14 protein-coding genes are annotated in these 15,011 nt (G+C 54.0%); all 14 read right to left on the reverse strand.

Annotated elements, in window-relative coordinates:
- Positions 1-6: 6 nt before the first annotated feature.
- A complete protein-coding gene (locus R50912_RS21580; RefSeq protein ID WP_042237748.1) occupies positions 7-1,233 on the reverse strand; it encodes a trans-sulfuration enzyme family protein in 1,227 nt (408 codons plus the stop codon).
- 15 nt (positions 1,234-1,248) lie between these two features.
- Positions 1,249-2,031: a creatininase family protein gene (locus tag R50912_RS21585; RefSeq protein ID WP_052416593.1), complete on the reverse strand. Its 783-nt coding sequence runs from the start codon at positions 2,029-2,031 to the stop codon at positions 1,249-1,251.
- Positions 2,012-3,031: an ABC transporter ATP-binding protein gene (locus R50912_RS21590; protein WP_042237750.1), complete on the reverse strand. Its 1,020-nt coding sequence runs from the start codon at positions 3,029-3,031 to the stop codon at positions 2,012-2,014. Before R50912_RS21590 ends, R50912_RS21585 begins: the two co-directional genes overlap by 20 nt.
- The gene (locus R50912_RS21595) at positions 3,031-4,002 is read right to left on the reverse strand and encodes an ABC transporter ATP-binding protein (protein ID WP_042237752.1); all 972 of its coding nucleotides are present in this window, start codon (positions 4,000-4,002) and stop codon (positions 3,031-3,033) included. Before R50912_RS21595 ends, R50912_RS21590 begins: the two co-directional genes overlap by 1 nt.
- A 13-nt stretch (positions 4,003-4,015) precedes the next feature.
- Positions 4,016-4,945, reverse strand: a complete 930-nt coding sequence (locus R50912_RS21600) for an ABC transporter permease (protein ID WP_081956595.1) — start codon at positions 4,943-4,945, stop codon at positions 4,016-4,018.
- A gap of 16 nt (positions 4,946-4,961) precedes the next feature.
- Complete coding sequence (locus tag R50912_RS21605; protein ID WP_042237754.1) at positions 4,962-5,879, reverse strand: ABC transporter permease; 918 nt, start codon at positions 5,877-5,879, stop codon at positions 4,962-4,964.
- A 91-nt stretch (positions 5,880-5,970) separates the two neighbouring features.
- On the reverse strand, positions 5,971-7,551 hold the full coding sequence (locus R50912_RS21610; RefSeq protein WP_042237755.1) for an ABC transporter substrate-binding protein: 1,581 nt from the start codon (positions 7,549-7,551) through the stop codon (positions 5,971-5,973).
- A gap of 23 nt (positions 7,552-7,574) precedes the next feature.
- Complete coding sequence (locus tag R50912_RS21615; RefSeq protein ID WP_042237757.1) at positions 7,575-8,759, reverse strand: M20 metallopeptidase family protein; 1,185 nt, start codon at positions 8,757-8,759, stop codon at positions 7,575-7,577.
- A gap of 8 nt (positions 8,760-8,767) precedes the next feature.
- Entirely contained in the window at positions 8,768-9,502 is a 735-nt protein-coding gene (locus R50912_RS21620; protein ID WP_042237759.1) for a FadR/GntR family transcriptional regulator, read from the reverse strand.
- Positions 9,503-9,800: 298 nt separating this feature from the next.
- Positions 9,801-10,226, reverse strand: coding sequence for a hypothetical protein (locus R50912_RS21625; RefSeq protein ID WP_052416594.1), 426 nt, complete (start codon positions 10,224-10,226; stop codon positions 9,801-9,803).
- Between the two features lie 99 nt (positions 10,227-10,325).
- Positions 10,326-11,354: an acyltransferase family protein gene (locus tag R50912_RS21630; RefSeq protein ID WP_042237761.1), complete on the reverse strand. Its 1,029-nt coding sequence runs from the start codon at positions 11,352-11,354 to the stop codon at positions 10,326-10,328.
- Between the two features lie 273 nt (positions 11,355-11,627).
- Entirely contained in the window at positions 11,628-12,590 is a 963-nt protein-coding gene (locus R50912_RS21635; RefSeq protein ID WP_042237763.1) for an ABC transporter ATP-binding protein, read from the reverse strand.
- Positions 12,587-13,564 carry an ABC transporter ATP-binding protein gene (locus tag R50912_RS21640; RefSeq protein WP_042237765.1) on the reverse strand — a complete coding sequence of 326 codons (978 nt, stop codon included), beginning with the start codon at positions 13,562-13,564 and terminating at the stop codon, positions 12,587-12,589. The genes R50912_RS21635 and R50912_RS21640 overlap by 4 nt, the downstream gene beginning before the upstream one ends.
- 26 nt (positions 13,565-13,590) lie before the next feature.
- Positions 13,591-14,874, reverse strand: a complete 1,284-nt coding sequence (locus R50912_RS21645; RefSeq protein ID WP_042237766.1) for a M20 family metallopeptidase — start codon at positions 14,872-14,874, stop codon at positions 13,591-13,593.
- Positions 14,875-15,011: the final 137 nt, after the last annotated feature.

The raw sequence follows: 15,011 nt of genomic DNA on the forward strand, positions 1-15,011 counted from the left end.
GCGAACTCAGGAACCAGTTCCTACAACATTGCTGCACTTATAATCCGGCTGCAATGCAGCAAGCGCCTGCGTCAGATCGGCAATGATATCCTCCGCATCCTCCAGCCCGACAGACATGCGGATCAAACCGTCGGTAATGCCGAATTTCAGCCGCTCTGCAGCAGGGATGGAACAGTGGGTCATACTGGCCGGATGCTGAACCAGCGTCTCCGGATCACCAAGGCTGAAGGATATCATCGCCAGCTTCAGGCTGTCCATGAACCTCTTGCCTGCAGCCATTCCCCCTTCCACCTCAAAGGAGACAATGCCGCCCATGCCCCTCATCTGCACTTGTGCCAATTGATGCTGCGGATGCCCGGCCAGACCCGGATAATGGACCTTGCTGATTAAGGGATGCCCCTGCAAGTATTCAGCGACCCTCTGCGCATTCTCACAATGAGTGCGGACCCGCAGGCCCATAGTTTTCAATCCTCTCAGGATCAGGAAGGACTCCCATGCGTTAAGGTTCTGTCCCAGATCCCCCGTAATGCGCTTGCGGATGAATTCAATAACCGGCTTGCGGCCAATCACCAGCCCGGCCACGACATCGCCATGTCCGTTGATATATTTGGTTGCGCTGTGTACGACAATATCTGCCCCAAGCTCCAGCGGCTTCTGCAGATATGGCGTCATAAACGTGCTGTCCACAATCAGCGGAAGCTCGCGGGAATGAGCCAGATCAGCCAAAGCACTTAAATCCAGCACAGTCAGCAGTGGATTGGACGGTGTCTCAACAAATATTGCCTTCGTATTCTGCTGAACAGCCGCAGACACTGCCTCTAGATCAGTACAGTCTACAAATGAATGAGTGATTCCAAAACGCGGGGCCATCAACGTAACAAAATTATAAGTGCCGCCATATACATCCTTAGTGACCAGAACATGATCTCCTGCCTGTAGATACGCCAGCAGTGCGGCAGAGATTGCCGCCATGCCGCTGCTAAGCCCAATGCATTCCTCTCCGCCCTCCAGCTCGGCCATCTTCCGCTCCAGCGTCTGCGTTGTCGGATTGCCGTATCTTCCGTAATACGTGCCTTCCCGCTGGCCCGCAACTACTTCAGCGGCAGTATCCGTATCCGGGAACGCATACGCCACAGCTGGAATAATGGGCTGTGAGACAGCTCTGGTAAGGTCATCCGGCTGGTGCCCGCCATGGACAGCCAAGGTGTCAAAACGCCAGTCTGGGTGTGCCATCGTGCAGTCCCTCCTTCATGATTCTTCTGATAGTGCTGCCAGCTGTGCGTTATCCCTGATTCCCCACTCCTCATGCAGAAACCGTACCATCCGGTCTACCGCATGATCTACGAGATGATGGCCCTTCTCTGCTGTTGCGAGCGTAGAATTGCCCATCGTCCCCCATTCACTGTTGTCTGAGAGCTTGCCATACTTCATAATCTCCGGAAAAGCATCCGGCGACTTGCGCTGTACGCTGCGTGCCAGCTCCATGTGAACCAATTCCGGGTACAGCGCCAGCATTACTGAGGTGCCCGCCTCTCCGGCATGAGAATGGGCCAGTGCCCCTGACTGCAGCACGTCCTGGTCCACGGTTTGCATGAAGCGCCAAATATCGATCTGTGCTTTGCGGATACCGGTGCGTTCCCTGAGCGAATAAGCAATCTGGCTGATAATGCCAACATTTCCCGCATGGCCGTTCAAGAACAGGAAATCCTTGAATCCCCATTTCAGCAGACTGTTCATGACATCGTTCAGATAGCCCTTGAAGCTCTCGGGAGAAATTGTAATCGTGCCCGGAAATTCATCCAGCATTGCCGAATCCCCGGCCTCCAGCACCGGACCAATGACAGCGCCGGTACGGGCAGCAACCCGCTCCGCCAGCCTGCTTGCAACCAGAGTGTCAGAGCCCATCGGCAGATGATGGCCGTAAGGCTCGATGGCCCCCACTGGAATGATGGCCAGATCCGTTTCATTTTTACGTTCCGTGAAGGCGGCCCAGCTCATCTCTTTCAAATAATTACTTGGTGTTTGCGGCATCTTCATGCTCCTTTCGATGCAGGGGGTAATGGCAAGCCGAATAATGGCCCTCCTGATGCTCCACCAGCTCCGGTGCCTGCTCCCGGCACAGCCCGGTCGCATACGGGCAGCGCGGATGAAAGGCACAGCCTCGCGGCGGATTCGCCGGATTCGGCAGCTCGCCGCTCAGCAGTGTCCGCTTCTTGCGCAGCTTCGGATCGGAGACCGGAACCGAAGCCATCAGCGCTTCGGTATACGGGTGGTCCGGCCGCTCAAACAGCGCGTCACGCTCGGCAATCTCCACAATCCGTCCCAGATACATGACTGCAATCCGGTCACTGATATGCTTGACGGATGGCAAGCCGTGAGCAATAAAGATATAGGTTAGCTGGAATTCCTCCTGCAGATCCTTCAGTAAATTGAGAATTTGCGCCTGAATGGATACATCCAGCGCGGATACCGGCTCGTCGCAGACAATCAGCTTCGGATTCAGCGCAAGCGCACGGGCTATCCCGATTCTCTGCCGTTGTCCTCCGCTGAATTCATGCGGGTAACGGGCGGCATGATTCTCGTCAAGCCCCACCGCCCGAAGCAGCCGGTAGACTTCCCTTTTTAATTCTGCTCCCTTCGCCAGACCGTGGACGATCAGCGGTTCTGCAACTACGTCAAACACCTTCATTCGCGGATTGAGTGAAGAGTAAGGATCCTGGAACACAAATTGCAGGTCCCGGCGAACCCGCCTCATCTCACCTTCGCTCAGTGCTGCAAGGTCTCTGCCTTCAAAAATAATCTCGCCTTCGGTAGGCTCCTGCAGCCTGGTAACGAGCTGGCCCATCGTAGATTTACCGCAGCCCGACTCTCCAACTACTCCCAGTGTTTCACCCGGAAATACATGGAAATCCAGCCCGTCTACAGCACGAACCGCGCCTGACTCTCTTCCCAGCCAGCCCTTCTTGACTGGATAATACTTCTTCAGCCCCCTTACTTCCAGCAAGGGTACCTCTTTCCGGTGACTTCTCATCAGTGCACCTCCTCTGCTTTCAGACAGCTGACCCGGTGTCCCGCCGCTTTCTCCTCAAGCCGGGGTTTGATCTGTCTGCAGCGCTCATCCGCATAAGTACATCTCGGGTGGAAGGGGCAGCCTGAGGGCATGGAAAGCATATTCGGCACAGAGCCGGGAATGGAATCCAGACGCTCACGCTGCTCGTTTATCTTGGGCAGTGAGCCCAAAAGGCCTATTGTATAGGGGTGCTTCGGATGCTCAAACAATTCGAAGACCGAGGCCTCCTCCACAATTTCACCGGCATACATCACAGCCACCTTGTCCGCCATTTCAGCCACAACACCAAGATCATGTGTAATAAGAATAACTCCGGTGTTCTCCTCTATACTAAGGGTTTCAATCAAATCAAGAATTTGCGCCTGAATAGTCACATCAAGGGCGGTGGTCGGCTCATCCGCAATCAGCAGCTTGGGACGGCAGGCCAGCGCAATGGCAATCATAACCCGCTGTCGCATGCCTCCGGAGAGCTGATGGGGGAAGCTTCGTGCAATCTTCCTGCCGTTCGAAATGCCGACCTTTTCCAGCATTTCAATGCTTTTCTGTGCTGCTGCCTGTTTGCCAAGTCCCTGATGCTTGCGCAGTACTTCGCTGATCTGATTGCCAATCGTGAATACAGGGTTCAGAGAGGTCATGGGCTCTTGAAAAATAATAGAGATGTCGTTGCCCCGCAGCCTCCGCATCTCACTCCGGGACAGCTTCAGCAGATCCCTGCCTTCAAAAGAAATCTCTCCACCCACTATTCGTCCCGGTGAAGCCACCAGCCCCATAATGGACATGGAGGTCACACTCTTACCGCTGCCCGATTCCCCGACAATCGCCAGGGTTTCCCCGCGGTCCACCGAGAAGCTGACGCCGTCCACCGAAGGGAGCAGCCCTCCTTCAGTTTGAAAATAAGTTTGTAAGCCGCGAACCTCCAGCAAATGGGTCATGTCCGATTCCCCCTTATCCTTTCGCCTTCATATGCGGGTCCAGCACATCACGAAGCCAGTCGCCCAGAAAAATAACACCGAGCACGGTTATGGTAATCGCTATCCCCGGAAATGTTGCAACCCACCAGCTTGTTGCTATATATTGTCTGCCGTCACTCAGCATGCCGCCCCAGGAGACAGCCGGAGGCTTGATGCCGAGCCCCAGAAAGCTTAGAGAGGCTTCCATAATAATGGTCGTCGCCACATTCATCCCGGAGAGGACAATGAACGAAGAGAGAATATTGGGCAAAATATGCTTAAGCACGATCCGCCCGTTCTTCGCCCCTACCGATCTCGCCGCTTTGACGAAGTCCCGTTCTTTGATGCTAAGCACCTCTCCGCGCACGACACGGGTGTAGGACACCCAATTTGTCACCCCGATGACGAAGATCAGCGTAGTCAGTCCGGGACCGACTACAGCCAGCACAACGAGCATGAACAGAATTGTCGGAATAGCCATAAAAGAGTCAGCTACCCGCATAATCACCGCATCCACCCATTTACCGTAGAAGCCTGACAGCAAGCCGAGTGCCGCGCCGATCAGCCCTGAGACGAGTACAGCCCCGATGCCTACGATCAGCGAGACGCGCGAACCATAGACGATCCGGCTCCACATATCCCGGCCGAGATTATCTGTGCCCAGCCAGTGGGCTGCAGAGCCGCCATCCATCCACATCGGCGGCTTCAGCCGGTTAAGCGGGTCAATCGCAGCCGGGTCCTGCCCGGCGAGCAGCGGTGCAAGCAGCGCTGTCAGTGTAACGAGCAGCACCAGAACAGCGCCGAAGGTTCCGGTCTTGCTGCGCAGCAGCCTTTTCCAGCCCAGTCCGAACCCGGACGGCTTACCTTCTGCAACGAGCCCGTCGATGGCTCCATCCAGTGATCCACTCAGAGTAGACCCTGTCATAGCACATTCCTCCCTTCTAGTTGTATTTAATCCGCGGATCGAGCAGACGGTAGGCTACATCGGTCAGAATATTCGTAACTACCACAATAAAAGCAATCACAAAAACAGCTGCCTGTACTATCGCCATATCATGCGTATTCACTGCAACGACCAGCAGCTGTCCAAGGCCCGGCCAGGCGAATACCGTCTCTGTAATCAAGGTTCCGCCGATCAGGCTGGTGAACTGCAGGCTCATAATCGTCACCACAGGAATCATTCCATTGCGAAAAGCATGCTTGCCTACAACCAGCAGCTCCTGTATACCCTTGCTGCGCGCGGTGCGGATGTAGTCCTGGTTCAGAATGTCCAGCATGCTCGAACGGATCAGCCGGGTCATCTGTGCCGCGAGCCCCACGCCCAGTGTGAACGCAGGCAGCACCAGATGGGTAAATCCTCCCCGCCCGGATACCGGCAGTACCCCGAGAATAACCGAGAACAGCAGAATCAGCATGATGCCCATCCAGAAGTTCGGCATCGCCTTGCCAATAACCGAGACCCCGGAAATCATCAGATCGGTGAACGTATTGCGCTTCACCGCAGAAGCTATACCGAGCGGGATCGCCATCAGAACAGCGAACAGCATCGCAGCGGCAGCCAGCTCGAAGCTGGCCGGCAGCCGCTCAAGGACAAGCGGCAGCGCGGATTCCCCATAGCGGAACGAATTGCCGAAATCCCCTTGCAGTGCACTGCCCAGGAATTTGATGTATTGGGCCGCGAGCGGCTGATCCAGCCCGAGCGCCTGGGTCAATGCCGCCCGGTCCGCGGCAGTTGCCGTCTCCGGCAGCATCAGCGCTACGGGATCACCTGTAACCCGGACCAGCACGAACACGATCAGAGAGACTATCAGTAAGGTCGGGATGACCTGCAGCAGAGATTTGACGATATATTTTAGCAAGTTGATTCACCTCCAGCCTCAGCCAAGCTTGACTTCTTCATGAAAGAACTGCAGGAACCTGAAGTCCAGGTTCCCGCCGCTCTTATCGCATCTATTCATTAGCAGGCGTGATTTCCTCTGCGAAGAACATTTCGTCGCTTCTCGGTGTGAAGGTCACACGGTCATTAGTCCCGTAGATTCCTTCCATCTGGAACAAATATACAGCTGGGCGGTCATCCGCCAGAATCTGCTGCACCTGCTTGTATTCTTCTTCACGCGAGGCGGGGTCCATGTTCACCAGTGCTTGCTGCAGGAGCTTCTCGACTTCCGGATTATTGTAATCCGTCTCACCCTTCGCCTCTTCCGCCAGGAAACGGTTGTAGTTGTTGGAGGCATCGAACAGGGAGTTGCCGATCCCGATCATGAAGATTTCTTTAAAGGACTTCGAGCTGTAACGCTCGCTGAATGCACTCGGCTCCAGCACATCCAGATTGACCTTGAATCCTGTCTGCTCCAGCATGGCGGCCACGACTTCGGAGTACTCTTTGTACTGCGAGGATACGGAGATCGTCAGCTCCGGACTGCCCTCAGCATAACCGGCTTCCTTCAACAATTCCTTGGCTTTGGCCTGATCATACAAACTTTGCTTGTAGAGAGAGGCATCCGCTCCGAAGTTACCTGGAGTTACAGAGGTACGGGTGACAATACCGGCTCCGCCGGCAATACTGTCTACAATCCCTTGCTTGTCAATCGACAGATCAATTGCTTCTCTAACTTTCGGATCGGCGGTTGGGCTGCCTTCAGTCTGACGAAGGATCAACTGCAGTACCCGCTGGATAGGCGCTTTAACAATTTGTTTACGATCAGCATCTTCCACACGGGCTACATCGGTAGATGGAATTCCGGCAGCAATGTCGATTCCTCCGGCGAGCAGTTCAGAGACACGGGTAGAAGCTTCCGGAATGGAACGGAACACAACTTCATCCCATTTTGGCGCCCCATCGAAATAATTATCGTTCTTCACCAGCTCTACACGATCATCCTTTGTCCATTTGCTGAACTTGTAAGGACCTGTACCTACCGGCTGTTTCAGAAAGGCATCAATGCCGTTCTCTTCAATATACTTGGAAGGCAGAATGCCTGCGCCCATCTTCGAGAGACGGTTCAGGAGCAGCGGGTCCGGCCCGGTAGTAATAATGTCGACGGTCAGATCATCAACTGCCTTTACTTCAACAATGTTTTTAAAATATGAGTTCTGCTTGAGCGCACTGTCCTTGGCTACACGTTCAATCGTATATTTCACGTCTGCGGCCGTAAACGGATCTCCGTTATGAAAGGTCACGCCTTCACGCAAGTGGAAACGCCAGGTGGTATCATCCACCTGCTCCCAGGAGGTGGCCAGTCCAGGCACCTTCTTCTGTTCGCTGTCATTCTTGAGCAGGTAGTCGAACACATTGACCAGCACCGATTCACTGACCGTATTGTTGTTGTTGTGCGGATCAAAGCTCTCAATATCGGTGATATTAGCAATCGTCAGCACTTTACTGCCCTGTTCTGCAGTATTGCTGCCTGCTGCAGGTGCCGCGCTCTGTGCCGTATTCCCGCCAGTCGCATTGTTACCTCCGCAGCCGGATAACACCACTGCCGCTACCAGAAACGTTAACAAGCCTGAAGTCCATTTACGCTTTGTCATCTCTTCCACTCCTCGTATCTGTTCTAGGTTCGGTTCACAAAATTCAAGGCGATCGCCGACAACATCGCAACCCCGTCCGGAAGGGCCGTTTCATCAAGGTCAAACTTCGGATGGTGCAGCGGGTAACGTGTGCTCTCGTCAGCATTCCCGGACCCCAGTCGGAAGAATACTCCAGGAACCTGTTCGCAATAAAAGGCAAAATCTTCGCCGCCTGTGGATGGCTTAATGTAATTCCATACCTTTCTGCCCAGCAGCTGCTCACTGGTCTCTGTCATCAGATCTACCATATCCTCATCGTTCAGCACGATCGGATAGCCTTCGCCATAGCTCAGCTCGTAGCCCGCTCCAAAGGAGCTGCACACTCCGGAAACCACTTGCTCAATAAGGCTCGGCAATTGCGAACGAACGCCTGCGGACAACGTACGCACCGTCCCTACCATCTCGACTTCCGGGGCCAGAGCTGCCCCCATGTAGCCGCCGCTGATTGTGCCGATGGTAATTACGACCGGTTCCAGCGGATCCACCATCCGGCTCGGAATGTTTTGGAGCGCCGAGATTACTTGGGCGGATACAGCTATTGCATCTATCCCTTCTTGCGGACGGGCGGCATGTCCTCCCTTGCCGATGATCTTGAGCTTAAGACTGTCCGTCGAAGCAAAGGCTACCCCCTTGGAAACGCCTAAGGTGCCTGTGTCCAGACCCGGGAACATGTGAATGCCGGCAATGGCATCGACCTTGGGGTTCTCAAGCACCCCGTCGTCAATCATCGCTTTGGCACCCGCCAGTCCTTCTTCCGCCGGCTGAAAGATAAATTTAATATTCCCATGCTGCGGCTTCCCCAGACCGGTAAGCAGCTCTGCAGCGCCCATCAGCATGCTGGTATGCGCATCGTGTCCGCATAAGTGGGCCACACCCGCATTTTGTGAGCGGTATTCGGTTTCCTTGAGGTCTTGAATCGGCAGAGCATCCATATCTGCCCGAAGGGCAATGGTCGGCCCATCCTGTTCTCCCCGCAGCAGTCCGACAACACCTGTACCGCCAACCTGTGTGGTGATTTCAAGCCCAAGATTCCTCAAATGCTCTGTTACTATTGCTGCTGTCCGCGTTTCCTGGTACCCCAGTTCGGGATGCCGGTGTAAATCGCGCCGCCAGCCGGTAAGCCGGCTGCCCAGCTCTTGTGCCAGGCTCAGAATATGATCCATGGACATTGCTCGCGCTACCCCCTCTCTCCTCCGTCAAAAACCCTTGTATAAATAGCTTCCGCCGATTTGGCAATGTGCTGACGCATAATTTCTTTGGACAGCCCGGCATCCCTGGCCTGAATAGCTTCAAGCAGAAGGCTATGATTCTCACAGTTTACTGAGCGGATTTCATGGTTATACGGCATCAGATCGAGTGCAGGATTAATCTGCGTCCGGATCTGGCGAACCGCTTTTTCAAAATACAGATTATTGGAAGACTTCGCGATATTCAGATGGAACTTCACATCCAGCGCCCGGAACAATTCCCGTGGACAATCCTCAGCTCTGCTCATATCCAAAAGCTCCTGAAGCTGTTCCAATTCCTCCGGTGTAATCCGTCCGGCTGCAAGAAAGGCTGCCTCCGGTTCAATCAGCATTCGGAACTCGAATACCTTGAGCATCTTGTCCCATTCCCGCTCAATTTCTTTTTTCGTGCGGCGGTGGGAGTTCATCGTAACCGGGAGGACAAAGGTTCCGCCTTTGGCACCCACACGCTTCTCAATCAGCCCATTGGCTTCAAGCTGCCCGAGCGCTTCACGTACTGCCAGCCGGCTGGCATTAAAGATTGTCGCAAGCTCCCTCTCCGTTGGCAGCTGCTCCTCAGAGAGCAGCTCCTTCAGAATAATAGCCTCCTCTAATTGTTCGAGGATAAAATCACTTACCTTTTTGGAGTTCACTTTCTCGAATTGCAATGGAAATTGAAGCTGCATTCATTCACACTCCATTTCATCAGCACTAATGTTATATGGTTCAAACCTTAGACCTTTAAAAAGATCAAAAAAAAGATATTTATTAGGGTAATAATACGATCCGCCCAGCCCCGTGTCAATATATATAACGCAAATTTAAATAAAAATATAAGTTTTAACCGGAATGTGATAAAAGATAACATTGAAGAGTAAAGCAAATGAGCGAAATAAAAAGGTGTCTCAGCAGCCTACATCGGCTCTGGACACCTTGTTTGTTCGTAGGTTTCATTCGGCATCAGCATCTATAATGGCTGCCGGCTTAGCCTCCAATGGCCATTGCGCTGAAAATAACAGGTCCAACCACAACAGCCGTAGAATTGGCATCCTGATTCTCAACAATCAGCTGATAGTTCTGGACACCAGCCGGAACGTTGATATCTACCATATGCAACGAGATAATGCCGTCGTCATTGAAGAAATCCTCGTACTCTGCCCGTGCATAAAAGATTTCGAAGCCTGCACGCCAGATGCGCACCAGGATATTCGGGGTATCCAGCGTAACGTTTACGCCGATTGTTGCTTTGAGCTCTACCTTATTCGGGAAATGGGCAGGAACCGCCGGATCGATATAAACCGACGTTCCTGCAATCTGCACGCCAGCCGGAGAAATCGGAACCGGAATGGAAACCCCGTTAGTAATCGGTGTAACTACCGATGCATTATAATCCAAAAGCGTTTTAACCATGCTGTATCACTCCTTCTCATGTTCTACTAAAGTATATGAACATTATGAAAAAGAGCTTGTGCACTTCTATCAATAGCTTTGCCTATTTATGCAGCAGATTCATCCATTACTAGAGACAGATGCAGCCTTGCCGTGCCGGTTTGCCGGATGATTGCCTGTACCTTTTCCAAGATAGAGCTTCGACAATACCGGGTAGCGCTCAGTCCACTTGGCGATAAGCAGCGGCAGAACCACTCCAATCAGTGTGAAGGGTACCAGCCCGTAATCCGCACCAAGCAGATATTTAAGGCTGTAATTCAAAGGCAGATGCAGATACATAATGGTGATGGTATTCCTTCCAAGGCTGCCCATCCAGCCCAGCGGAATCAGCCTTGCAAGCTGGTACACCGCCGCACAGATCGACAAGGAAATCAGCAGCGGAACAGCCAGATCCAGCACCAGCGACTCATATTCTTTGTATTTCATATTCAGACTGTAATGAATGACACCTGTCCGTTCCAGCAGCAGCACAAGTGTAGACAAAGGAAGCAGTACCAGCAAGGCCGAATAGCGGCTGATTAGCGTAGGAATGGCTTGTTTGCCATAGAACCCGAGTGCATAATAAGTAACCGCAAGCAGTGCAACATCGATGTTCCAGGGAAGATTGAAGTTCTTAAGCGCGGTCAGGGAGATCAAATGGGAGACAAGGTAGGCGGAGGTGATCAGGAGAAGTTGTGTTCTGCGGGAATATCTGACGATGTATCCAAAGAGCAATTGCGTAAACAGCAGGCAGGTGATGAACCAGAACACCCCGTAAGGACCGGTCAGCGACAGCCCCCCGTAGAACAGCCTCGCTATATTTTCCGCGAATCCCCGTATATTGAAGCTGAACAGCAGCAGTACCACCGCAATCAGGAGACCGTAGGCAAAATAGGGAGTCATCAGTCCCTTGGTCCGTTTCGCCGCCCAACCCAGATAACGTCCGGGATCGACCGGTTTGAACACCAGCCCGCTTAGCAGAAAGAACAACGGCATCCGGAACCAGGACAAATAATGATTCGCTGCCGCATCGCCGGAATGGCCCATCACTACAAAAATAATACTGAAGCCCTTGGCCGCATCAATCCATAATTCACGTCTTTTTTTCACTTTCCCCTTCCATCTCCTCCCATTTCAGATGTTATTTAATTATAATTATAGGTTGGTTAATTATTTATTTCAATTTTAAATGAAATATTTCAGTGTTGTTTCTGAAAAGAATGGCACTTAACAACGGACGAACAACGTAGAAAATAAGGCGCTGCTCCTAGATGACACTCGTATCTGTTTCGGCTTGCCATACTAGGGCTAAAGTCTGACTCTCACCCGCGCACAGCAAGGGCCACCCGCTGCCGGATGGCCCTTAACTCTACATTATATGCATTAATACAAATGGCAGGAGACCTGATGGCCCGAGTCCAGCTCGCGCAGCACCGGAGCCTCTTTCTTGCAGCGGTCCATGGCATAGGGGCAACGCGGATGGAAGGCGCAGCCGCTCGGCGGCGTCTCCGGATTCGGAACGTCACCGGTCAGGACAATCCGCTGCTTCTTCACTCCCGGACTCGGCACTGGGACTGCCGACATCAGCGCCTGCGTATAGGGATGCAGCGGCTTCGCGAACAGTGACCCCGTCGGTGCCAGCTCGACGATCCGTCCGAGGTACATCACTGCCACGCGGTCACTGATAAATTTCACAACGGACAGGTCATGGGAAATGAACATATAGGTAAGGCCATATTGCTCCTGCAGATCCTGCATCAGATTCAGCACCTGGGCCTGGATAGAGACATCCAGTGCAGATACCGGCTCGTCACAGACAATGAACTTCGGATTCAGTGCAAGCGCCCGGGCAATCCCGATCCGCTGCCGCTGGCCGCCGGAGAATTCATGGGGAAAGCGGTGGGCTTGATAGGGGGACAAGCCCACCACCTCCATCAGCTGCTCTACCCGGCTTTTGAGCTCGCTGGCCGGAGCGGACTCGTGTGTACGAAGCGGCTCCTCCAGTATACGCTGGACGGTCCAGCGCGGGTCGAGTGAAGCATAAGGGTCCTGGAACACCATTTGCATATCGGTACGGAACCTGCGCAGCTGTTCAGTACTCAGAGCGCGCACATCGGTGCCGTTAAACATAATCTCGCCTTCCGTCGGCTCAATCAGCCGCAGGATGGCCCGGCCGGTGGTGGATTTGCCGCAGCCGGATTCACCGACCACCGCAAGCGTCTCCCCCTGCTGTACGGATAACGTAATGCCGTCTACTGCTTTTACAGCACCGACCTGCTTGGAGAAGAAGCCTTTGCGGATCGGATAATGCTTCTTCAGGTTGCGGACTTCAAGGATTGTGCTCATATGACTCCCTCCTGCTGCAGAATACAGCGGCATGTGTGGCCCGGCTGCACCTCAAGCAGCTCCGGAAGCTTCTCACTGCAGCGCTCTACAGCCACCGGACAGCGCGGCGCGAACCGGCACCCGGACGGCAGGTTAGCCGGATTCGGCACCTGGCCCGGGATGGAGCTGAGCCGGTCCTCATCACCCGCAAGCTGAGGCAGGGAAGCCAGCAGCCCCCGGGTATACGGATGCAGCGGATTGCTGTACAAGGCAGCTACATCCGTCTCTTCCACGATCTGACCGGCATACATAATGACGACCCGGTCACACATCTCGGCGACTACGCCAAGATCATGCGTAATCATCAGAATGGACATGCCCTCCTTCACCTGCAGCTCGCGCATCAGATCAAGGATCTGTGCCTGAATGGTTACGTCCAGTGCCGTTGTAGGCTCATCCGCGATCAGCAGCTGGGGATTGCAGACCATCGCCATCGCGATCATTACCCGCTGGCGCATGCCTCCGGAGAGCTGATGGGCATACTGCTGCGCGATCTTTTCCGGCCGGGGAATCCCAACCTTGCGCAGCATCTCCACCGCCCGCTCCGCCGCTTCCTTCTTGCTCAGCTTCAAATGGTAGCGCGCAGATTCAGAAATCTGGCGGCCGATCTTAAATACCGGATTCAGCGAGGTCATCGGCTCCTGAAAAATCATCGCAATCCGGTTGCCCCGGATACCCCGCACCTCCTTCATCGACATCTCCAGCATATCCTTGCCCTCAAACCTGATGTGGCCGGAGGCAATCCGGCTAATCCGTTTGGGCAGAAGCTGCATGATCGACAGGGAGGTGATACTTTTGCCGCAGCCGGATTCGCCGACAATCCCCAGCGTCTCCCCTTTGCGCACTGACAGACTGATGCCGTCCACCGCGCGGATCGTGCCTGCCGCTGTCTGAAATTCGGTGCATAGCCCTGATACTTCCAGCAGTTCTGTCATAATTGCCCCTCCCACAAATTAATCATTCAGTTCTCTGTATCTTCCACGCCCAGATATTTAAGTGCCGTCAGGGCATATACTTTCGCACATTGGATGATCTGCCAGACCGGTGCCTTCTCGTTAAAGTTATGAATCGTTGACAGCTCAGCCGGGCCGTATTGCAGTACAGGTATGTTATGCGTCCGGAAATGGCGGGCATCACTGGACGCCCATTGTAGCACCCCGTAAGCTTCTTCCCCGCTGACTTCACAGATGCTCTCCACCAGGTCACTGACGACCGGCTCCTCATTCGAGGTCCAGTTGGCATTGCCCTGGAAGCCGAAGCCCTTCACTTCGGACTCAATGCCTGCCTCCAGCAGCAGGGAACGGGCACGGTCAAGCACATCACGGTAGTCTACGCCGAACGGTACACGGGAATCGACCTGGATCGTGCAGCGGTCCGCCACCACATTTACTTTGGTTCCGCCCTGGATCGTTCCGATATTCACCGTCACATGATCGAATACCTGATAGGCGATCGAGCCGTCCTGTTCGCGCTCCTTCACATAATCCTGCGAGATGCGGATGATCTCCTTCACTTCATCTGGAATATCGACTTTGATATCCCAGAGACGCTGCAAGGCCTCGATGCCCTTGGCTGCTTTGACAATCGCGCTGTCGCCGACAACCGGCGACAGGCTGCCGTGGCCCGGCGTGCCTTCGACGGTGAATTCGAACCAGCAGCTGCCCTTTTGCCCGATCGTCGGGTTCAGCGGACCGGAAGGCTCGGCGATAACTGCTGCCGTTCCGCTGATCAAGCCGCGTTCCAGCACCCAAGGCACACCCAGGTGGCCGCCGGTTTCTTCATCCGGCACGATCAGGAGGGACAAGTCGCCTCCCAGCGGAACGCCCAGCTTCGACAGCAGCGCTGTCACATAGATCAGCCCGGCCAGGCCGGCTTTCATATCGGAGGCCCCTCTGCCCAGCAGATAGCCGTCAACGATATCTCCGCAGAACGGATCGAAATCCCAGCGCGATCGGTCTCCGGCAGGCACGACATCCGTATGTCCGCAGAAGATCAGGTTTTTGCCGGACGGCTGTTCAGCCCCTGTACCCAGTGTAGACACCAGATTCAGCATCGTATCGGTTGCCGGATGGATACTTGTATCTATGCCAGCCTGCTTCAAATAATCAATGATAAAAGCGCTGATCTCGCGCGAATCGCCCGGGGGATTCTCCGAGGGAAAACGGATGAGCTGTGAGCACAGCTCCAGCAGCTGATCCTGCTCTGCATCAATCGCCGCCAGCACTTTGCTTTTCCAGTCAGTCATGGTTGTGATTCTCCTTTACGTTCCCTGGTACCTGCCCTGCGGCTGGCGTGGGGTTGTATGAATTTGTGAAAAAGAAGAGCAAGTAGAAACGGCTGTACCGTCCTTGTTAAGGACGGTACCGTTTCAGCGAGAAATAT

It is taken from the genome of Paenibacillus sp. FSL R5-0912, assembly GCF_000758605.1.
Lineage (GTDB): Bacteria > Bacillota > Bacilli > Paenibacillales > Paenibacillaceae > Paenibacillus_AQ.